The organism is Cupriavidus sp. FW305-26 (assembly GCF_058787975.1).
In genome coordinates this window covers 18,377-38,697 of sequence record NZ_JBYTAH010000013.1, presented here as the reverse complement: position 1 = coordinate 38,697, position 20,321 = coordinate 18,377, and the positions used below count along the sequence as shown (strand labels likewise).

Annotated in this window: 18 protein-coding genes and 1 pseudogene; 3 read left to right on the top strand and 16 right to left on the bottom strand. The window is 65.8% G+C overall.

All coding sequences use genetic code 11. From position 1 onward, the window contains the following. Positions 1 to 11: 11 nt before the first annotated feature. The 6 genes and pseudogenes from AC3WQZ_RS10295 to AC3WQZ_RS10270 form a co-directional block, all read right to left on the bottom strand. Positions 12 to 137 (bottom strand): annotated as a pseudogene (locus AC3WQZ_RS10295) (acyl-CoA dehydrogenase family protein); the annotation flags it as partial. Positions 138 to 291: 154 nt separating this feature from the next. After that, positions 292 to 891: a 2-hydroxychromene-2-carboxylate isomerase gene (locus AC3WQZ_RS10290; RefSeq protein ID WP_011615384.1), complete on the bottom strand. Its 600-nt coding sequence runs from the start codon at positions 889 to 891 to the stop codon at positions 292 to 294. Next, positions 888 to 2,195 carry an MFS transporter gene (locus AC3WQZ_RS10285; RefSeq protein ID WP_011615383.1) on the bottom strand — a complete coding sequence of 436 codons (1,308 nt, stop codon included), beginning with the start codon at positions 2,193 to 2,195 and terminating at the stop codon, positions 888 to 890. The genes AC3WQZ_RS10290 and AC3WQZ_RS10285 overlap by 4 nt, the downstream gene beginning before the upstream one ends. A gap of 355 nt (positions 2,196 to 2,550) precedes the next feature. After that, positions 2,551 to 3,303: an aldolase gene (locus tag AC3WQZ_RS10280; RefSeq protein WP_010812098.1), complete on the bottom strand. Its 753-nt coding sequence runs from the start codon at positions 3,301 to 3,303 to the stop codon at positions 2,551 to 2,553. 199 nt (positions 3,304 to 3,502) lie between these two features. Next, positions 3,503 to 4,375 (bottom strand): LysR family transcriptional regulator, encoded by an 873-nt coding sequence (locus AC3WQZ_RS10275; RefSeq protein ID WP_058698774.1) that lies wholly within the window; start codon positions 4,373 to 4,375, stop codon positions 3,503 to 3,505. A 173-nt stretch (positions 4,376 to 4,548) separates the two neighbouring features. Beyond that, positions 4,549 to 4,785, bottom strand: coding sequence for a hypothetical protein (locus AC3WQZ_RS10270; RefSeq protein ID WP_439671755.1), 237 nt, complete (start codon positions 4,783 to 4,785; stop codon positions 4,549 to 4,551). A 152-nt stretch (positions 4,786 to 4,937) separates the two neighbouring features. On the opposite strand from AC3WQZ_RS10270, the gene AC3WQZ_RS10265 reads away from it, so the two are divergent. After that, positions 4,938 to 6,269 (top strand): mechanosensitive ion channel family protein, encoded by a 1,332-nt coding sequence (locus tag AC3WQZ_RS10265; protein WP_010812095.1) that lies wholly within the window; start codon positions 4,938 to 4,940, stop codon positions 6,267 to 6,269. Positions 6,270 to 6,283: 14 nt separating this feature from the next. Here the strand turns inward: AC3WQZ_RS10265 and purT are convergent, their stop codons facing one another. The 6 genes from purT to AC3WQZ_RS10235 form a co-directional block, all read right to left on the bottom strand. Then, entirely contained in the window at positions 6,284 to 7,489 is a 1,206-nt protein-coding gene (gene purT / locus AC3WQZ_RS10260) for a formate-dependent phosphoribosylglycinamide formyltransferase (RefSeq protein WP_010812094.1), read from the bottom strand. A 262-nt stretch (positions 7,490 to 7,751) separates the two neighbouring features. Continuing rightward, positions 7,752 to 8,996 (bottom strand): MFS transporter, encoded by a 1,245-nt coding sequence (locus AC3WQZ_RS10255; RefSeq protein ID WP_010812093.1) that lies wholly within the window; start codon positions 8,994 to 8,996, stop codon positions 7,752 to 7,754. Between the two features lie 181 nt (positions 8,997 to 9,177). Next, entirely contained in the window at positions 9,178 to 10,170 is a 993-nt protein-coding gene (locus tag AC3WQZ_RS10250; RefSeq protein WP_492300466.1) for a Bug family tripartite tricarboxylate transporter substrate binding protein, read from the bottom strand. Positions 10,171 to 10,288: 118 nt separating this feature from the next. After that, a complete protein-coding gene (locus tag AC3WQZ_RS10245; RefSeq protein ID WP_010812091.1) occupies positions 10,289 to 11,053 on the bottom strand; it encodes a crotonase/enoyl-CoA hydratase family protein in 765 nt (254 codons plus the stop codon). A gap of 43 nt (positions 11,054 to 11,096) precedes the next feature. Beyond that, positions 11,097 to 11,861, bottom strand: a complete 765-nt coding sequence (locus AC3WQZ_RS10240) for an SDR family NAD(P)-dependent oxidoreductase (protein WP_010812090.1) — start codon at positions 11,859 to 11,861, stop codon at positions 11,097 to 11,099. 39 nt (positions 11,862 to 11,900) lie between these two features. After that, a complete protein-coding gene (locus AC3WQZ_RS10235) occupies positions 11,901 to 13,079 on the bottom strand; it encodes a thiolase family protein (RefSeq protein ID WP_010812089.1) in 1,179 nt (392 codons plus the stop codon). 216 nt (positions 13,080 to 13,295) lie between these two features. Between AC3WQZ_RS10235 and AC3WQZ_RS10230 the strand changes: the two genes are divergently transcribed. After that, positions 13,296 to 14,111, top strand: coding sequence for an IclR family transcriptional regulator (locus tag AC3WQZ_RS10230; protein WP_010812088.1), 816 nt, complete (start codon positions 13,296 to 13,298; stop codon positions 14,109 to 14,111). Between the two features lie 32 nt (positions 14,112 to 14,143). On the opposite strand, the gene AC3WQZ_RS10225 is transcribed toward AC3WQZ_RS10230, so the two are convergent. Next, positions 14,144 to 14,941: a crotonase/enoyl-CoA hydratase family protein gene (locus AC3WQZ_RS10225; protein ID WP_010812087.1), complete on the bottom strand. Its 798-nt coding sequence runs from the start codon at positions 14,939 to 14,941 to the stop codon at positions 14,144 to 14,146. A 298-nt stretch (positions 14,942 to 15,239) separates the two neighbouring features. On the opposite strand from AC3WQZ_RS10225, the gene AC3WQZ_RS10220 reads away from it, so the two are divergent. After that, on the top strand, positions 15,240 to 17,399 hold the full coding sequence (locus AC3WQZ_RS10220) for a PQQ-dependent dehydrogenase, methanol/ethanol family (protein WP_058698768.1): 2,160 nt from the start codon (positions 15,240 to 15,242) through the stop codon (positions 17,397 to 17,399). Positions 17,400 to 17,414: 15 nt separating this feature from the next. Here the strand turns inward: AC3WQZ_RS10220 and AC3WQZ_RS10215 are convergent, their stop codons facing one another. From AC3WQZ_RS10215 to AC3WQZ_RS10205, 3 genes are all read right to left on the bottom strand, one after another. Further along, the gene (locus AC3WQZ_RS10215) at positions 17,415 to 18,368 is read right to left on the bottom strand and encodes a Bug family tripartite tricarboxylate transporter substrate binding protein (RefSeq protein ID WP_011615374.1); all 954 of its coding nucleotides are present in this window, start codon (positions 18,366 to 18,368) and stop codon (positions 17,415 to 17,417) included. Positions 18,369 to 18,436: 68 nt separating this feature from the next. After that, positions 18,437 to 19,864: an amidase gene (locus AC3WQZ_RS10210; protein ID WP_492300464.1), complete on the bottom strand. Its 1,428-nt coding sequence runs from the start codon at positions 19,862 to 19,864 to the stop codon at positions 18,437 to 18,439. A 158-nt stretch (positions 19,865 to 20,022) separates the two neighbouring features. Beyond that, positions 20,023 to 20,211, bottom strand: coding sequence for an EAL domain-containing protein (locus tag AC3WQZ_RS10205; protein WP_010812083.1), 189 nt, complete (start codon positions 20,209 to 20,211; stop codon positions 20,023 to 20,025). Positions 20,212 to 20,321: the final 110 nt, after the last annotated feature.

Here is a 20,321-nt window from a genome sequence, read left to right as displayed (position 1 = left end):
CCGTGCCGCGCTCAGGCGTGTTGTGCCCCAAGGCTGGCGCCCGGCCTGAGCACCTCGCGGGCGATGATCAGCTGCTGCACTTCGGTGGCGCCTTCGCAGATGCGCAAGGCGCGGATCTCGCGATAGAGGCTTTCCAGCCTGGAAGCCCCAGCTGATGGGGCGCGTCAACGAAGAGCAGCGGGCCCGCCTAACGACATGATCCAGCTGCGCGACCGCTAAGAAAAGCTGTTCGTGCGGCAGATCACCCAGCCTGGAGCCCATCGTCTGCCTTGCACTTAAGCCGCCCCATTCTTAGGTGCAGGCCAGGGTGTCCTCAAGGAAATCGAGGCGATCCTGGCCCCAGAACACTTCTCCACGGTAGACGTATGCAGGCGAGCCGAAGACACCGGCTGAGATAGCGTTGTCGGTGTATTGTCTGTACTCCGCTTTGATTACTGGAGATGCGGCTTGGCAGAGAAGCGCCTCGCCATCCAAGTCCAGCGAGCGGGCGATGGTTTGCAGCGTCTCTGGTGAGGAGATGTCCTGGTCCTCCAACCATTCGGCATGAAGAATCGCTTGGGCCAAGGTGCCTTCGCAAAGTCCCGCGTGCTTCGCAGAAATGACCATGCACGAAGCGAGATCACCGTTCGGGCACATGTATCTAGGCTGCGGATTGACCGGAATCCCTAGCCGCTTGCACCAACGGGCGAGTTCGGTGATCCGGTAAGCCTGCCTTTCCTGAGAGCGCTGCCCAAGCAAAATGCCCCCCGTCTGCGAGTAAACGTACGGCAGGTCCACAGGCATATAGTTGATCGCGGCGCCTTGGCGTTTGGCAAGTTCCACAAGACGGCCGTGTCCGAGATAGGCCCAGTCCGAATTGATCCAAAAGTAATAGTCAATTGCCTTGGTCATTGCTCAGTTGCCTTCATGCGAGATACACAGAAGATCGACAAGCACCCCAGGGCAGTGAGGTAGCCGGCGAGATACAGCGGACTACCTTGGCCGAGCTTAAGCAGCCAGGTCGCCACCAGCGGGGCCAGTCCGCCACCGATAGCACCCGAGACTTGCACGGCAAGGGAAATACCACTGTAGCGAACTTCCGGGGGAAATTGCACAGAGAATAGGCTACCTTCGGGGCCGTACAGCATGGCGTAGATAAGGCCGATGGCGATCACCATGGCGAGATATACCGCGCCGACGCTTCCCGAGCCAAGAAGCTTAAAAAACGCGAACCCGAAGAGGCAAATTCCGACCGATCCGACCACAAAGATCTTCCTATGCCCGATCTTATCCCCGAGCAAGCCAGTGAGAGGCATTGTGAACAGTGCGACGGCAGCACCCGCGATCACGGCATTCAGCATCATCGTCTTGGGTAAGCCAAGTGTTACCGTACCGTAGGTCAGGGCAAAGGTAGCGACCGTGTAGAACCACGTGACTTCCGCCATCCGCGCGCCTGATACCTTGAGCAACGACAACCAGTGGTGTTTGACGACATGGACCACCGGCACCTCGACCTCATGGCCTCTTTGCTTGACCTTTTCAAAGTCGGGGGACTCGGCGACGCGGATGCGGATGAACCATCCGACAGCCAGAAGCAACACACTGGCCAGGAACGGAAGGCGCCAGCCCCAACTCAACATATCCGCCTCAGGCAGTCTCGCAACGCTTGCCATTGCCAACGATGAGAGGATAAGGCCAGGAGCGACGCCGGTTTGAGGAAGGCTACCGAAGAAGCCTTTCTTGCCTTCGGGGGCATGTTCCACGGCCATGAGAACGGCGCCGCCCCATTCGCCACCGACGGCGAGCCCCTGGAGAAGGCGCATCAATACGAGGATCACGGCGGCCCAGTAACCAATTTGCTCGTAGGTCGGAATGAGGCCGATGATGATGGTCGGGATACCCATCATCATCAACGTGATCAGCAGCATGGATTTTCGCCCAACCTTGTCACCAAAGTGGCCGAAGACAATGCCTCCAAGGGGCCGGGCGAAGAAGCCGACGGAGTAGGTCGCGAACGCGGCGAGGGTCCCGCTGATCGGATCGAAGCTGGGAAAGAAGATCTTGTTGAAAATTAACGCGGCGGCAGTTCCGTAAATGAAGAAGTCGTACCACTCGATAGTCGTGCCGAGCATGCTGGCAATGCCTGCGACGGTGTGCTGCTTGGCCGTCCCGGCATTTGCGCTGGCGATGCCTGCTTGTGAATTGGCGGGATACATAGAATGCCTCTGTGACTTGCTTGATGGGGGCGATGTGCTCGAGCGTGGTCACTCAAATGCACGCTTCTTTGCTGGGGGGATATGTACTGCGCCGGTGGTGGTCGATGTTTGCCTTACGGGGTTATTCATTGCGTCTCCGGTGGTGACTAGCGGCATCTGTGCGTGCCAATCTCGGTATGACCCTGTCCCCCTTCCGAAGGACCAGCCGCTCGCTACCGAAAAAAATCGGGTTGGCTGGTAGTGCCAGTCGGGCCAAGATGGCCATGGGAACACTTGCCACCTTTGCTAACGGGGCAAAATCATGCTGGAGGTCGTCGGCTCGTCTTTTGGGACCGAAGGCTGAAGGTGGTGCGACTCAACGCTCCGTCTGACGGCACCAGTAATCAAAAGTACCGTTGACGATCGAAGGCTTGAGCAGGTAGTCGTGAGCTTCACGGGCGAGATCGTCGGGTAGCGAGGTAAGCGGCCCGAAGGTACGGGCGCGCACCTGCATGCGGGCAGCGCGCTCCATGTAGACAGAAAGATAGGTCGCTTCTTGCACGCTACAGCCGGTGCTCAACTGACCGTGGCTGGCCAGCAGGATCGAGCGGTTGCTGCCCAGAGCGCCGGATATGATCACGCCCTCCTGGTCAGCGATGGGAACGCCAGGCCATTCCGCAAGGAACGCGCAATCGTTGTGAAACGGCGTCATGTCCATTTGCGAGACGATTAGCGGTTGCTTGGCCGCGGCAAGTGCCGACACATACGGAGAATGCGTATGAATGATGCTATGGGTATTGGGGCGATCGGCATAAACCCACAGATGGAACCGCGTTGCCGGATTAGCCATCCCAGTGCCGCTGAGGGTATTCAGGTCTTGGTCGACTTCTATGAAGTCGGCTTCGGTGGCTTCGTCAAAACCCAGACCGAAGCGCAGGGTCCAGTAGGCGCCTGGGCGCTCCGAGCGTGCACTGATCTGGCCAGCCAAGCCAGCTTCCTGCCCGGTCATGGCCAGGATGCGGCAAGCATAGGCCAGCGTTTGCTGCAGCGTGCGCTTGCGAGGCTTGAGATGGGCACGCATCTCCTGCGTTGCGCGTTCGTCGAAGTATTCCTTAGAGCGAAGTTCCATTTTGTTTCCAGTCGTATTGGTTGCCGGGCGTAGACTGGGCCCGGCGACTCCAGAACGCCTCTGCTGCCCCCCGTGGGGAGCACACTTTGGCGCGATCCCGACTTGGCCGGTGGGATGTCGGTACGACTGGATTATGGGAAGTCAGAAGGGGCTGAGATAGCGCGGAGCGCTCATACTTCCTATGACTGGGCGTACTACCTCAGACCGTTTGAGCGATCTTCAGCATGTGTTTTATCAGCGCTGTTTGAGCTCTTTCTCGCTTGGTAATGGCGACAACGCGCCGACTGAGACGAGGGTTTATTATGCGCACTCGTGACAGCCCATAGTTCTCGAGCAGTTGCGTCGGTACTCGGTCTGGCAAAACGCACTGACCGCCGGTTGATGCGACGAGCCTGAGCATCGCATCGACCGTGTCCACTTCCGCCACGACATTTGTGTCCAATCTCTTCCTGTGCAGCATTCGTCTTAGCGCATAGTGCTCAGGAAAAGCGACAAGCGGTACTCTTTGCGCCTCTAGGTCGACCCCTTCGAGTGCGGCCAAGGGCGAATTTTGGCTGACGATCAACGTCATGACATCGTCGAATAGCGGCACGATTTCCACGGCATCCGAGGCTACCGCTACGTCGTAAACAAAGCCTATATCCGCTTTGCCCGTCTCCACCAGCTCTACAACTTCCGGTGAACTCCGCCCCATGAGCGAGACGTTGGCATTTGGGCGCTGGCTCATGAATCGGGAGACAACATCTGGCATGAAGTAGTAGCTGAGGGTATGAATAACAGCCACTCGGAGGTTGCCTTGGCTGACTCCCTGCTCCTCGCACAACTGGAGAATCGTATTGTCGATAACGTCATATGCGGTCTGGGCGGCAGCCTGCAGTTTGTGGCCTGCGTCAGTAAGGGCGACCCCGCGCCCGTGGCGTTCGCACAATTTTTGACCTACTGCTGCCTCGAGGTGGGCCAGCTGACGGCTTAAGCCGGATTGGGTTAGACCAAGCGTCATTGCAGCGCCTGAAATGGAGCGGGCCTGCGCTATCGCCAGGAATAGCCTTATCTGAGCATCTAAAGCCTTCATAATTTTGGGGGTGTCCCTCTTCGGCTAGTTATGACGTTCAACCGTTCCGCCATTTCGAACCGACGTGGCTTCAGCGCTTTCCCGGTCGGAGCCCGCCATCCACTAGACTTTGGGCGTCAATGGATCCCGCTGTGGAGATCTTGCTGGATCCATCGCTCAACAGGCATCCGGCATTAACGCAAGTTCCGCACCATATGTGTATTGGTACTATGCCCGGTTTGATAGTCGACGACGGCGATGTATCCCGGCATGTTCCATTCCTTGCCGTTCGATCCGATCAAGGACTTCGTGCCAGTCGGCATCTTCGTCATTGCGCCGATGGTAGTGGTCGGGCCCGGCTCGCCCATCGCCAGCTTCAAGGGCATGCGCGCGAACGCCTCTGCCTTGCGGCCGTGCAGCAGCGCATGCATGCCTACTGCGTCGAGCCGAGCAAGCTGACGGGGGGCCGCGAGACACGCCGTGTGCGGGGCGATTCGCGGTGCCGGTAGAGGCGGAACGAGCAGGGTGTCAGGCGCGTTTTGTACACTATCAGGTCGATTCACCCGGCTGCAGACGCCCCCCTATGAGTTTCGATGCCCTGCTGGAGTTGTTCCAGCAACGTATTCCAGCCCATCCGTGGGCCCAGATTGCCTCGTACCTGCTGGTGCTGGTGCTGATCGCCGTGGTCGCGCAGTGGCTGTTCGGCCACGTGATGTCGCGCATCGCCCATCGCTTGCTGACGGTCTGGGGCAAGGCGCCCTGGAGCAAGGCGCTGACGCGATATCGTGCCTATCGGCGCTTCGGCTATGCGGTCGGGTTCGGGGTGATCACCGTCGGCATCGGCGAAGTGCCGCACATGGGCCGCTATGCGCTGGCCATCGAGCGCCTGGCCCATGCCGGCCTGTGGATCTGCTTCTTCCTGATGCTTGGCGGCGTGCTGAGTGCCTGGCAGGACGTATACGCCAGCAGCCGCCAGGCGCAGACGCGCTCGATCAAGGGCTATATCCAGGTGGGGCGCCTCGGGCTGGGGCTGGTGTGCTCGGTGCTGGTGCTGTCGATCCTGATCAACCGCTCGCCGCTGTGGATGCTGTCTGGCCTGGGCGCGCTGTCGGCGGTGCTGCTGCTGGTGTTCAAGGACACGCTGCTGTCGCTGGTGGCCAGTACTCAGCTGACCTCCAACGACATGCTGCGCATCGGCGACTGGATCGAGATGCCCCAGTGCAATGCCGACGGCTACGTCAAGGACATCGCGCTGCATACCGTCAAGGTGCAGAACTGGGACAACACCGTGACCACGGTGCCGACCTACAAGCTGTTCTCCGAGAGCTACCGCAACTACCGCCAGATGTTCGAATCCGGCGCGCGGCGCATCAAGCGCACGTTGCGGCTGGATGCGGGCAGCGTGCGCTTCCTGGAGGACCGGGAAGTGCAGGCGCTGATGCGCTTCCGGCTGCTGCACGACTACCTGGAGGAGAAGCAGGCCGAGGTCGACGAGGCCAACCGCCTGCTGATTGCCGCCGGCAATGACCCGGTCAACCGGCGCCGGCTGACCAATGTCGGCACCTTCCGCGCCTATGGCATTGCCTACCTGAAGGCGCACCCGGAGATCCACCACGATCTGCTGCTGAACGTGCGCATGATGGAGCCCGATTCGCAGGGCATCCCCGTGGAGATCTATTGCTTTACCGCGCTGACCGCGTGGATGGACTATGAGCGCATCCAGGGCGATGTCTTCGACCACCTGCTGGCGATCCTGCCCGAGCTGGGCCTGCGCCTGTACCAGGCGCCTTCAGGCGCGGACCTGACCGGCGTGCGCATCTCGCCGGTGCTGGCCGCGGCGCAGGTGGCGGCGGCACAGGCCGCCGTCCATCATGCGCCTGCCCACGGCGCCGCCGCGAGCAGCCATCCGATCTGAGCTGCGCCTGACGCTCAGCCGACCGCGCGCGGACGCACGCGGCTGGCGGCTTCCTTGGCGCGGGTGCGGGCGGTGTCGACATCGTCGGCGTACGCCAGCGCCACGCCCATGCGGCGCTTGACGAAGCTCTCGGGCTTGCCGAACAGGCGCACCTCGGTCTGCGGCACGCTCAGTGCCTGGTCGACGCCATCGAAGACCACCCCCTGGGCATCCACGCCGCCGTAGATCACGGCGCTGGCGCCGGGGCTGCGCAGCGTGGTGTCGACCGGCAGGCCCAGGATGGCGCGGGCATGCAGCTCGAACTCGTTCTGCCATTGCGTGGCCATGGTGACCATGCCGGTGTCGTGCGGGCGCGGGCTGACTTCGCTGAACCAGACCTGCTCGCCCTTGACGAACAGCTCCACGCCGAACAGGCCCATGCCGCCCAGGTCTGCCGTGACCGCCTGCGCGATGCGCTGGGCGGTTTCCAGCGCGGCGGGGTGCATCGGCTGCGGCTGCCAGCTTTCGACGTAGTCGCCGCTGACCTGGACGTGGCCGATCGGAGCGCAGAACTGCGTTTCCACCTGGCCGCTGGCGCCCATGGCGCGCACGGTCAGCAGCGTGATCTCGTAGTCGAAATCGATAAAGCCTTCCACGATCACGCGGCCGTGGCTGACGCGGCCGCCGGCCATGGCGTAGTCCCAGGCCGCCTTGACGCCCTCGGGGCCGTCGATCTTGCTCTGGCCCTTGCCGGAGCTGCTCATCACCGGCTTGACCACGCACGGGTAGCCGATGCCGCCGTCGATGGCAGCCTGCAGTTCATCCAGCGAATCGCAGAACTTGTACGGGCTGGTGGGCAGGCCGAGCGATTCGGCGGCCAGGCGGCGGATGCCTTCGCGGTCCATGGTCAGGCGCGCGGCGCGGGCGGTGGGGATCACACGCACGGTGCCGGCGGCTTCCAGGGTTTCCAGCATGGGCGTGGCGATGGCCTCGATCTCGGGCACGACCAGGTGCGGCTTTTCCGCCTCGATCAGCGCCTTGAGCTGGTCCGGGTCGCTCATGGCGATGGTGCGCGCGTGGTGGGCTACCTGCTGGCCGGGGGCATTGTCATAGCGGTCGACGGCGATGGTTTCCACGCCCAGGCGCTGCAATGCAATCAGCACTTCCTTGCCCAGCTCGCCGGAGCCGAGCAGCATCACTTTGGTGGCAGAGGGGGAGAGAGGCGTTCCGAGTGTGGTCATGGCAGCGGATGGGGCGGGAAGGAAAGCCGAGATTGTACGTGTTAGGGGGCTGTCTTTGGCGCCGGCGAGCGCGCATATTGGTATGGGCCAGGGAAGGGCGCCTGGCGCGCGTGCCACCCAATTCAGCGACGAACCATAAAAAAACCCGCGCGGGGGCGGGCTTGAAAAGGCCTGAGGATCCAAGACCGGACCGCTCAGTGTTCATGCTAGGTGCTAAGCGCGCGCTCCGCATCCCCCGTTCGGGGCGGCCCGGCACAGTGTTTCAGGACGTGGCCATCAGCGGCGGGCGCCGCCGCGTGGCCACGGCAAATGCAATTTGCGCCAGACCCGCGGCCAGCCCCAGCGTCACGCCGACCTGCCACGCCACGGTGTAGGAACCCAGCGCGTCGTAGACCAGCCCACCGCCGAAGGCGCCGAAAAAGCTGCCGATCTGGTGGCTGAAGAACGCCACGCCGCCCAGCATGGCCTGCCAGCGCAGGCCGAAGGTCTCGGCGATCCAGCCCGATACCAGCGGCGCCACGCCCAGCCACAGGAAGCCCATTACCGCGGCGAACACCAGCGTGCTCTGCGGCGTGGGCGCGGACGTGAAGTACCAGGTCAGCGCCAGCGAGCGAATCGTATAGATGCCGCCCAGCAGCATCAGCTTGTTGAAGCGGCCGCCGGCCCAGCCGAAGAAGATGCTGCCCAGCACGTTGAAGCCGCCGATCACGCCCAGCGCCTGCGCGCTCAGCATCGGGTCCATGCCGCACACGTCCAGATACGACGGCAGGTGCGTGGTCAGGAAGACCAGCTGCATGCCGCAGACGAAATACGCCAGCGCCATCACCACGAACGGCGCGTGCCGCAGCGCGGTGCCCAGCGCTTCACGCGCGCTGTCCTGGCCGCGCCCTGCGGGCGACACCAGCGGCAGCCGGTCCACGCGCCCGGCAAACCACGCCGCGGGCAGCATCACCAGCGCCAGCAGCACGAACGCTGCCAGCCCGGCGCGCCAGCCGTAGGCCTGCGTCACCATCTGCCCGATCGGCGCCGCCAGCAGCGCGCCCAGCGAGCCCGCGCCAGACACCAGCCCCAGCACCGTGCTGCGCAGCGCCGCCGACACCGGCCGCGCCGCCACCGCCATCGCCAGGGCGCTGCCGGTGCAGGCCATCGACGCGCCGATGGCCACGCCCGCGCCCAGCGTGACGCCGACCATGCTGTGCGCGGTCGCCAGCAGCACCAGTCCGGTCACATAGAGCAGCGAGCCGGCCAGCATCAGCGGCCGGAAGCCGATCCGCGTGGCCCAGGCCCCGGCCAGCGGCTGCAGCAGGCCCCACGCCAGGTTCTGTACCGCGATGGCGATGGTGAAATCCGATACCGAGATGCCGATGTCCCGCGTCAGCGGCGGCATGAAGATGCCAAGGCTCTGGCGCAGGCCCATGGCCAGGCTGAGCATCACGGAGGCGCCGATCAGGATCGGCAAGGCCGGGCGCAGGGCTTCGTAGCGGGAAGGCGCGGTGGGGGTAGGCACGGTGTGGTCTCGTCGCTTGTCGTTATCGTTGTGAGCCCCGGGGCGCTTTCCATGTCTTTACATTTAAGCGTGCGCTGAATATACCGCAGGGTAGGGCGAGCGTATGCGCCAGGCCCAACCGTGTCAATTTGGCTTTGGGCGGGTCCGCCTTCCGCTTTGCCAAAGGCGGCCCCACACCTCGCTAGTCCAGACTGACCTTGGATGCCCGGATGGTCTCGCCCCAGCGCTTGATGTCGCCGCTGACCAGCGCGGCGAACTTCGGCTGCGGTTCGCCGCCAGGGATACCGCCCATGTCGCGGAACCTGGCCACCACCTCGGGGTCGCGCATGGCCTTGCCCAGCGCTTCCTGCAGCGTGGCGGCAATGGCCGGCGGGGTCCTGGCCGGCGCAAAGAAGCCCAGCCAGCCCATCACCACGAAATCCTTCACGCCGGTCTGCGCCATCGTCGGCACGTCCGGCAGTGCCGGCAGGCGTTCGGCGCTGGTCACCGCAAGCGCGCGCAGCTTGCCGGCGCGGATCTGCGGCAGCGCCTGCGTCAGGTTGTCGAACATGAAGGTGGTTTCGCCCGCCAGCACCGAGGTGGTGGCGGGTGTCGACCCCTTGTACGGCACGTGAATTACTTCGGTGCCAGTGCGCAGCCGGAACAGTTCCGCCGTCAGGTGCGTGGTCTGCCCGATGCCGGCCGAGGCGTAGGAATACTTCCCCGGGGACTGCTTGAGCTGCGCCACCAGCTCGGACACGCTGCGCACCGGCGCCTGCGCGCCGACCACCAGCACGTTGGCGAACGAGATCAGGTCCGTCAGCGGCATGAAGTCCTGTGGCTGGTAGGGCAACTGCTTGTAGGCGCTGTAGTTGATTGCGTGCGAGCCGGTATTGCCGACCAGCAGCGTGTAGCCGTCCGGCGCCGCGCGCATGAAGGCCTGCGTGCCGATGATGCCGCCGCTGCCGGGCTTGTTGTCGACCACCACCGGCTGGCCCAGGATGGCCGACAGCTTCTGCGCCACCAGGCGCGTCGGGATGTCGGTGGTGCCGCCCGGCGCGCCGGGCACGATGATGGTGATGGGGCGCTCAGGCCAGGACGCGGCGCTGGCGGGCAGCGGCAGCGTGGCGGCGGCGGTCGCCAGCAGCAGGGCCGCGGACGTGTTGAACAGCGATTCTGGCAGCTTGTGTTTCATGGGTCTCCTCCATGTTCTGGTCTGTGTGCTGCTTGGCATGTGCGAACGGCCGGCTTGTGGCCGGCCGTTCTCTAGCCCAGGGCGGATGACATCGATGCCCTCGGTCTGGCGTGTGCCATCATTTGCCCGTCCACACCGGCTTGCGCTTCTCGGCGAATGCGGCGGCACCCTCGCGGGCATCGGCCGAGGTGAACACCGGCGCCAGCAGCGGGCGCTGGCGCTCGAACATCTCCTCGGCGCTCCAGTCGGCGGACTCGGCCACGATCTGCTTGCTGACCGCAACCGCCAGCGGGCCGTTGGCGCCGATCTCTTCGGCCAGCGCCAGCGCGCCTGCCAGCGCCTGGCCTGGTTCGGTCAGGCGGTTGATCAGGCCATAGGCGTGGGCCTGTTCGGCGCCCAGCATATTGCCGGTCAGCGCGTATTCCATGGCGATGTGGTACGGCACGCGGCGCGGCAGGCGCATCAGGCCGCCGGCGCCGGCCACCAGCCCGCGCTTGACTTCAGGCAGGCCGAACCTGGCCGCGTTCGACGACACGATCAGGTCGCACGCCAGCGCCAGCTCGAAGCCGCCGGCCAGCGCATAGCCTTCGACGGCGGCGATCAGCACCTTGCGCGGCGGCTTCTCGGTCAGCCCGCCAAAGCCGCGGCCAGGCAGGCTGGGACGCTTGCCTTCCAGGAAGCCCTTCAGGTCCATGCCCGAGCAGAAGGTGCCGCCCGCGCCGGTCAGGATGGCCACGCTCAGGTCGTCGCGGCTTTCCAGCTGGTCGATGGCGGCGGCCAGCGCGGTCGCGGTCTCGAAGTCCATGGCGTTTTTCGCCTGGGGCCGGTTCATGGTGATCAGCAGCGTATTGCCGCGGGTTTCCAGTTGCAGCGTGTCGCTCATGCGGGATTCCTTGTCAGAAGTCGGTATCGGTGCAGCGCGCGGCTCAGCGCGGTGCCATGCGGATGGCGCCGTCCAGGCGGATGGTTTCGCCGTTGAGCATGGGGTTCTCCAGGATGTGCAGCGCGGTGGACGCGTATTCATCCGGTGCGCCCAGGCGGGGCGGGTGCGGCACCATGGCGCCGAGCGAGGCGCGCACGTTCTCCGGCAGCTTGGCCAGCAGCGGGGTGTCGAACAGTCCCGGGGCGATGGTGCAGACGCGGATCGCGCGCTGTGCCAGGTCGCGCGCGGCCACCAGGGTCATGCCGACGATGCCGGCCTTGGCCGAGGCATAGGGAATCTGGCCGATCTGGCCTTCGTAGGCGGCCACCGACGCGGTCAGCACGCACGCGCCGCGCTCGCCGTCGATCAGTTCGTTCTTGGCCATGCGCGCGGCCCCCAGGCGCAGCGCGTTGAAGGTGCCGATCAGGTTGATGCGCACGATCGACTCGTACTTTTCCAGCGAACCCGGCGAGCCGTCCTTCTCGACCACGCGCACCGGGCCGCCCAGGCCGGCGCAATGGATCAGCGCGCGCAGCGGGGCAATGGCTTCGGCGGCGTCGTAGACGGCGTTCATCTGGTCGGTGTCGGTCACGTCGGCCTTGAGGAAGCGGACCTTGCCGCTGAACTCGTCGACCGCGGCATTGCCGCGCTCTTCCGACAGGTCGGCGATCACGACGTCGACGCCGCGTTCCACCAGGCGCCGCACGCAGGCCAGGCCCAGGCCGGAAGCGCCGCCGGTCACGACGGCGGACATATTGGTCAGTTTCATGCTGTGTCTCCTTGACTGGATGTCTGGTTCAGGCGCGGCTTACAGGCGCTCGATGATGGTGGCGTTGGCCATGCCGCCGGCCTCGCACATCGACTGCAGGCCATAGCGCTGGCCGCTGTCTTCCAGTGCATGCAGCATGGTGGTCATCAGCCGCACGCCGGAGGCGCCCAGCGGATGGCCCAGCGCAATGGCGCCGCCGCGCGGGTTCAGGCGTGCCGGGTCGGCGCCGAGCGCGCGCTGCCAGGCCAGCGGCACGCAGGCAAAGGCTTCGTTGATCTCGTAGTGGTCGATCTGGTCCAGCTTCAGGCCGCTCTTCTTGATCGCGCGCTGGCTGGCGGGGATCGGGGCGGTCAGCATCATGACCGGATCGTCGCCGCACACGTCGAACGCCACGAAGCGAGCGCGCGGCTTCAGGCCCAGGCGCTGCGCCATGGATTCGCTCATCAGCAGCATGGCGGAGGCGCCGTCACTGATCTGCGAGGCATTGCCCGCGGTCACGTTCCAGCCGATCTGCGGGAAGCGCGCGCTGAGTTCGTCATTGCGGAACGAGGCCTGCAGCGTGCCCAGCTTCTCCACCGAGGTGCCCGGGCGGATGGTTTCATCCTGCTCGACCAGCCCGTTGGGCGTGCTGATGCCCAGGATCTCGCGGCGGAAGGCACCGCTTTCGCGCGCGGTGGCGGCCAGCTCGTGCGAGCGGGCCGAATAGCTGTCCATGTCGTGGCGCGACAGTTCGTACTTGGCGGCCACCAGCTCGGCCGCAACACCCTGTGACACCAAACCTGGCGCATAGCGCGCTTCCATCGACGGGCCGTACGGGTTCTGGCCAATGCGGGCCGAGCCCATCGGCACGCGGCTCATCGACTCGATGCCGCAGGCGATGACGATGTCATAGGCGCCGGCCATGATGCCCTGCGCGGCGAAATGCACCGCCTGCTGGCTGGAGCCGCACTTGCGGTCGATGGTGGTGGCCGGCACGTGGTCAGGAAAGCCTGCCGCCAGCCACGCCACCCGGCCCGGGCCGGCGGACTGCTCGCCCGCCTGGGTCACACAGCCGGTGATGACGTCGTCGACCAAACCCGGGTCCAGCTTGTTGCGCTCGACCAGGCCCTTGATGACCTGGGCCAGCAACTCGGTGGCATGGAGTTCGGTAAAGGCCGAGCCTGGCTTGGAGCGGCCCATCGGGCTGCGGATGGCGTCGACGATGACGGCTTGTTGCATGCGGTGTCTCCTGAAAAGGCTGAACGTTGCGAGTCGTGGCTGGGATATTGAGACATCTGTACCGAAATGTGATCGTCCAATACGATGAATTGGGATTCTGGCTTCGGAAAAGCGTCGTGTAAACCCAAATAACCCGGTTTGACTTTGGAAAAAACGAAGGGCAACATCCGGGTTTTGAGACGCACGTATCAAAAAACCTTGAATCAAGGCAATAACATGACGAATGCACCACACGCCTCCCTGACCCCGCCGCCCGCCGATGCCGACGGCGAGGCGCGCCTTGTCAGCGCGCTGGCGCGGGGCATTTCGATCCTCAACTGCTTTTCCCCGACGGTGCAGGAGCTCAGCAGCCGCGAACTGATGGAGCGCACCGGCCTGGCCAAGCCGACCCTGTTCCGGCTGCTCGACACCCTGTGCGAACTGGGCCTGCTGCACTATTCGGAGCGCTTGTCGCGCTACGTGCCCGGGGTCGGGCTGATCAACCTGGCCGCACCCGCGCTGGCACGCATGACGATCCGCCAGCTGGCGCGGCCGGCCATGCAGGAGCTGGCGGACCACATCGCCGGGCAGGTGGAGCTGATCGTCGGCAGCGGCAATGCGCTGACCTACGTCGAAATCGCCCAGGGCGTGGGCAGTCATGTGTTCCGGCCCGAGGTCGGCACGCGCGTGTCGGTCTCGCGCACGGGTTCCGGACGCGGCTACCTGATGCTGTTGACCGAGGCCGAGCGCGAGGCGTACCTCGCCCAGCTCCGCGCCGCCGATCCGCAGCGCGCCGACTGGCTGCAGGAGCGCCTGGCCGATGCCGCCCGCGACCTGCAAGACCACGGCTTCTGCCGCGGCCACCGCGACCTGCACCGCGAGGTCGAATCGGTTGCCGTGCCGATGCGCACCCGCCGCGACGGCGAGGCGTGGATCTTTGCCGCCTCGGTGCCGGTATTCAGCCAGCAGAGCAAGCAGATGGAGGAAGACATCGGCCCGCGCCTGGTGAGCCTGGTGCGCAATGTAGAGGGAGCGCTGGGCGTGGCAGGCTGAGCGGCACAGCAGTCCGCCTGACGCTCAGCTGGTCAGTTGCCTGTGAACACCGGCGTGCGCTTGTCCAGGAACGCCTGCACTGCCTCACGGTGGTCGGCGGTCTGGTGCGACAGCGCCTGGAAGCCGGCGGACAGTTCCAGCAGCGTATCCAGGCGGGTATGCATGGCCTCGCGCATCAGGCGCTTGGCCAGGCGCACCGCGTGCGGCGGGTTGGCGGCGATGCGGCCGGCCAGCTCATAGGCCGTGGGCAGCAGCGCCTCGGGCGCGACCACGCGCGACACCAGGTTCCATTCCAGCGCCAGCCTGGCATCGATCGGCTGGCCGGTGAAGGTCATCTCCGCCGCCCGGGACAGGCCGATCACGCGCGGCAGCAGCCATGCGCCGCCGTCGCCGGGGATGATGCCGAGCTTGACAAAGGACTCGGCAAACTGCGCCCGCTCCGAGGCAATGCGGATGTCGCACATGCACGCCAGGTCCAGCCCCGCGCCCATGGCCGCGCCATTGACCGCGGCGATGACCGGCACTTCCAGGTTGAACAGCGCCAGCGGCAGCCGCTGGATGCCGCAGCGGTAGTCCTGACGGATTTCCATGCCCGGCACTGCGCCGGAGGCCTGGCGTTCCATGTCCTTGATATTGCCGCCAGACGAGAACGCCGTGCCCGCGCCGGTAATGACCACCGCGCGCACGCTGCGGTCGCCGTGGATGCGGTCGATCGCGGCCAGGAACTCCGCCACGGCGGTATTGCCGGTCAGCGGGTTGCGGCGCTCGGGCTCGTTCATCGTCAGGGTGACGATATGGTCCTGCTGCTCGTAGAGAAGGAAGTTGCTCATGGTGGTGTCTCCGGATGCGCGATGCAGGCTGGTTGCCTGCCTTGGCGCCAAGGCTAAGCCACCGGCGCCCGCACCGTCCAATATTCATTTCTTCATCAGCAATATCCTGCACATATCGCTGGGCAGGCTCGGGACGCCAGCCATCTTGCGCCGGCGGCGCGACTTTCTGCGGGTAATCCCTGTACCCATAATCGAATCGCTCACCGATTATCTATAGGCCCCGGCCACCGCCCGGCATCGCGCAGTTCCGTAATCCTGCAGTCCCGAATTCCAACAAGAATGCCCTACAGGAGACGATATGAGCCATGCGTTGACGCAGGCGACGGACCCCGTTGCCCCCGATGTTGCAATGCACCCCCACCGCACCATGAGGCGCGCCACAGGCTTCCTGGCAGCGGCCCTGGCGCTGGTGATGCAGGTCTTGCCCGCCGGCGCCGCGGCGCCGCGCAATGCGGCCGCCAAGGTTGACGGCGCCTTTATCAGTGCCAACGCCAGCACCGCCCGCGACTGGCCCAGCCACGGCCTGGACTATGCCGAGACCCGCTTCAGCCGGCTCAGGCAGATCGATGCCGCCAACGTGCGCGACCTGGGGCTGGTGTGGACCTACAATCTGGAGTCGACCCGCGGCGTGGAGGCAACCCCGCTGGTGGTGGACGGCGTGATGTACGTCACCGCGTCATGGAGCGTGGTGCATGCGGTCGATGCGCGCACCGGCAAGCGGCTCTGGACCTTCGATCCCAAGGTGGACCGCTCGCTCGGCTATCGCGGCTGCTGCGACGTGGTCAACCGCGGCGTGGCGCTGTACCAGGGCAAGGTGTTCGTGGCCGCCTACGATGGCCGGCTGATCGCGCTGGATGCCGCCAGCGGCCGCAAGCTGTGGGAGAAAGACACCATCATCGACCGCAAGTACTCGTACACCATCACCGGCGCGCCGCGCGTGTTCAAGGGCAAGGTCATCATCGGCAACGGCGGCGCCGAATATGGCGTGCGCGGCTACATCACCGCCTATGACGCCGGCACCGGCGAGCAGAAGTGGCGCTGGTTCACGGTGCCGGGCGACCCCTCCAAGCCGTTCGAGGATGAGTCGATGGCTGCGGCGGCCAAGACCTGGGACCCCAGCGGCAAATACTGGGAGGCGGGCGGCGGCGGCACGGCCTGGGACACGCTGGCCTTCGACCCCGAGCTGAACCTGATGTACGTGGGCACCGGCAACGGCGCGCCATGGTCGCGCAGCAAGCGCAGCCCGGCCGGCGGCGACAACCTCTACCTGGCATCGATCGTCGCGCTCGATCCCGACACCGGCAAATACGTCTGGCACTACCAGGAGACCCCGGGCGACAACTGGGACTACACCTCGACCCAGCCGATGATCCTGGCCGACCTGAAGCTCGATGGCCAGATGCGCAAGGTCATCCTGCACGCGCCCAAGAACGGCTTCTTCTTCGTCATCGACCGCACCAACGGCAAGTTCATCTCGGCAAAGAACTTTGTCGACGTGAACTGGGCCACCGGCTATGACGCCAATGGCCGCCCCATCGAGCGGCCCGAGGCGCGCGCCACCGACAAGCCTTATGACTCGGTCCCCGGTCCGTACGGCGCGCACAACTGGCATCCGATGTCGTTCAACCCGCAGACCGGGCTGGTCTACCTGCCGGCGCAGAACGTGCCGATCAACCTGATGGACGACAAGGCCTGGAACTTCAATGAAGGCAAACCCGGCACGCCGCATGGCAACGTGGGCTGGAACACCGCCAAATTCCTGAACGCCGAGCCGCCCAAGGGCAAGCCCTTCGGCCGGCTGATTGCGTGGGACCCGGTGCAGCAGAAGGCCGCGTGGACGCAGGAACATGTGTCGCCGTGGAACGGCGGCACGCTGACCACGGCCGGCAACCTGGTGTTCCAGGGCACCGCCGACGGCCGCTTTGTCGCCTATGACGCGCGCAGCGGCGACAAGCTGTGGGAGTCGCCCACCGGCACCGGCGTGGTGGCGGCGCCGGTCAGCTTCGAGTTGAACGGCAAGCAGTATGTGTCGGTGGCAGTGGGTTGGGGCGGGGTCTACGGGCAGGCCCAGCGCGCCACCAACCGGCAGGGGCCGGGCACGGTCTACACCTTCGCCCTCGGTGGCAAGGCACCGCTGCCGGCCTTTGCCGAGTACCGCACCGCCAAGCTGCTGCAGGGCGTGAAATATGACCCGGCGCAGGTCAAGGCGGGCACCGGCCTGTACGTCAGCAACTGCGTCCTGTGCCACGGCGTTCCCGGCGTGGACCGCGGCGGCAATATCCCCAACCTGGGCTATATCGATGCCGCCTATATCGAGAACCTGGACAAGGTGGTCTTCAAGGGGCCGGCGATGGCGCGCGGCATGCCTGACTTCACCGGCAAGCTGACGCCGGACGATGTCGAGAAGATCAAGGCCTTCATCCAGGGGACCGCTGACGCGGTGCGGCCCAAGCCCTGAGGGCAGGGCCGGGCCTCAGTCCTCGGCCTGGAAGCCGGTCGCCTCCACGATCGGCTTCCAGGCGGCGCGTTCCAGCTGGATGCGGCGGCGGCCTTCGTGGCCGGGGCGCGCCACCACTTCCAGGCCCAGCGCTTCCAGCTTGGCCGCGGTGGCGGCGTTGGCCGAGGCCGCGAGGAACATCTTTTCCACTTGCGCCACCACGTCAGGCTGGGTGCCTGCCGGGACGAACACGCCGTACCAGCTGGTGGCGTGGTCGTACTGGCTGAAGCCCTGTTCCTTCATGGTGGGCACTTCGGGCAGCGCCTTGGCGCGGCGCGTGCCGCTCACGCCAAGGAAGCGCAGCTTGCCGCCCTTGTACAGCGGCATCATGCTGGCCACGGCATCCCAGCCGATCGACACATTGCCGCTGACCACATCCACCAGCATCGGCGATGCGCCGCGATACGCCGCGGGCGTGATGGCGATGCCTTCGGCCTTGCCCAGCGCCACCGTGCCGAGGTGGCCGGCGCTGCCGATGGTGGCCAGGCCCAGGCTGGCGCCGCCCGGGTTGCGCCTGGCCCAGCTCACGTATTCCTTCATGTTCTGGTAAGGCTGCTGCACGCCGGTCGCGACCGCGGTCGGCACATCGGTCAGTACCGCTGCGGGCACCAGGTCCTTGTCGGCGTCGTAAGACAGCTTCTTGTAGGTCAGCGGAAAGATCGTGAACAGGGGCGAGGGGCCGATGAACACGGTCTTGCCATCGGGCCTGGCGCGCTTCACGTAGTCGAGCGCCAGGCGCGCCGACGCGCCGGGGCGGTTTTCGACCACCACCGTGCCGTGGCCGTCCTGGCGCAGCTGCTCGGCATACAGGCGGGCAAGGCTGTCGGCGGCGCCGCCGGGGGCGTAGCCGACGATGATATGCATCGGCTCGGCATCGGCCGCGCTAGCCGGAGCGGTCATGGCGAAGGTGGCGGCAGCGACGGCGGTCATGGCCAGCAGCCGGCGCGTCAATCGGACTTGATCAGTCATGGCAGTCAGGGAACGATGTTGAGAGAGTGTCAGGGCAGGGTGGGCCACTGGCCCGTGAGGTCATGGACCGATTCGTACAAGGCCGCCACACGCAGCAGCTGCGCGTCGCCGCGGAACTGCCCGACCAGCTGCAGCCCGATCGGCAGCCCGTCGCCACCAAAGCCGCAGGGCAGGCTGATGGCCGGATGCCCAGTCATATTGAACGGCATGGTCCACGGGAACCAGTTCGCGCGCACATCGGGATAGTCCTGGCCGTCGATTTCGATCTGGCCGAACAGGTCTTGCTCCAGCGGCAGCGCGGTGCGTGTGATGGTGGGCATGGCGAGCAGGTCGGCGCGTCCCAGCAGCGCCTGCACGCGCAGGAACAGTTGCGAGCGCTCGAACATCGCCTGCTGGTATTCCACTGCGGTGAATGCGGCGGCGGATTCCACCTGGCGCACGAAGGTCGGGCTCAGCGCCTCGCGGTGCTGGGCCACGATCGGCGCAAAGCGCGTGCGCCATACAGTGTGGTTGATGGCACGCCAGACGGGCTCGACGTCGAACCCCTCGCCGCCGAACGGCTCCAGTTCGGCGCCCAGTGCGCGCAGCTTGTCCAGGCTGGCCTCGAACGCGCGCGCCACGTCCGCCGACACCGGACGGCCCGGCGGCGCCAGGCAGTACAGGATGCACCGGCCACGCAGGTCGCCCTGCGGCTGCGCTGCGGCCACGTAGTCGGCGGCGGGCACTCCGATCGACCACGGGTCGCACGGGTGTTCGCCGGCCATGGCCTGCAGCATCAGGCCGGTGTCGGCCACCGTGCGCGTGGTCGGCGTCACGTAGGTCTGGTTGCCGAACAGGTCCTGCGCCTGGCTGTGCGGAATCACCCCCTGGCTCTGCTTGATGCCCACCACGCCATTGCAGGCGGCAGGAATGCGCGTGGAGCCGCCGCCATCGGTCGCCACCGCCAGCGGCGCGATGCCGCTGGCCACTGCCACCGCGGCGCCGCCGCTGGAGCCGCCACTGGTGCGCTCGGCGTGCCAGGCATTGCGGGTGCGCCCGAACAGCGGCGAATCGGTCAGGCTTTTGGAGCCGAATTCCGGCGTGGTGGTCTTGCCGACCAGGATCGCGCCCTGCTCGCGCAACCGCGCCACCGCCACGGCGTCTTCGGCCGGCACGTTGTCGCGCATCGGCACGGCGCCAAAGGTCGTGCGCACGCCGCGCGTGTTGACGATGTCCTTGGCGGTAAACGGAATGCCGTGCAGCGGAGGCAGCGGCCGGCCGGACATCACTTCCGCTTCCGCCGCGCGCGCCGCGGCCATGGCCTCGTCCGCGCACAGCGTGATAAAGCAGTTCAGCACCGGCTGCAGCCGCTCGGCGCGCGCCAGCACCGCAGCGGTCAGTTCCACCGGCGAGATTTCCTTGCGCCGGATGCGCTGCTGCAGTTCGGCGGCGCTGGCAAGACAAAGCGCTTCGCTCATTGGACGGGCGTCTCCTGAAGATGGCCGCGCGTGCCGGTATCGGCGCGCGCAGGCGTGATGGCGATACGCTGGCATCTTACAACCGGCCCGCGCACGCGGGGACTATCGCCGCCAAGTGCCGTCGGCGAGGAAGCGTTCGGCCAGCTACGCGTTGCCGTTCAGGGGCGCGCCGGCGATGACAGGTAGGCCTGCAGGCCGTCTGCCGGCAAGGCGCGTGAAAACAGCCACCCCTGGCCGAACTGCGCGCCGCGCTCTCGCAGGAAGCGCGCCTGCTCTTCATGCTCGATGCCCTCGGCCACGACCTCGAATCCCAGCGCCTCCGCCATGGCGATGATGTGCGGCGCCACCGAGCTGGAAGCCGCCTCGCGGCCGATGGTACTACGCGGCGGCGCTGCTGCGCAGCACGCGCCGTCGCCGCGCGTATTCAGATTCCTTTTGCAAGGCGATGAATTTTTTC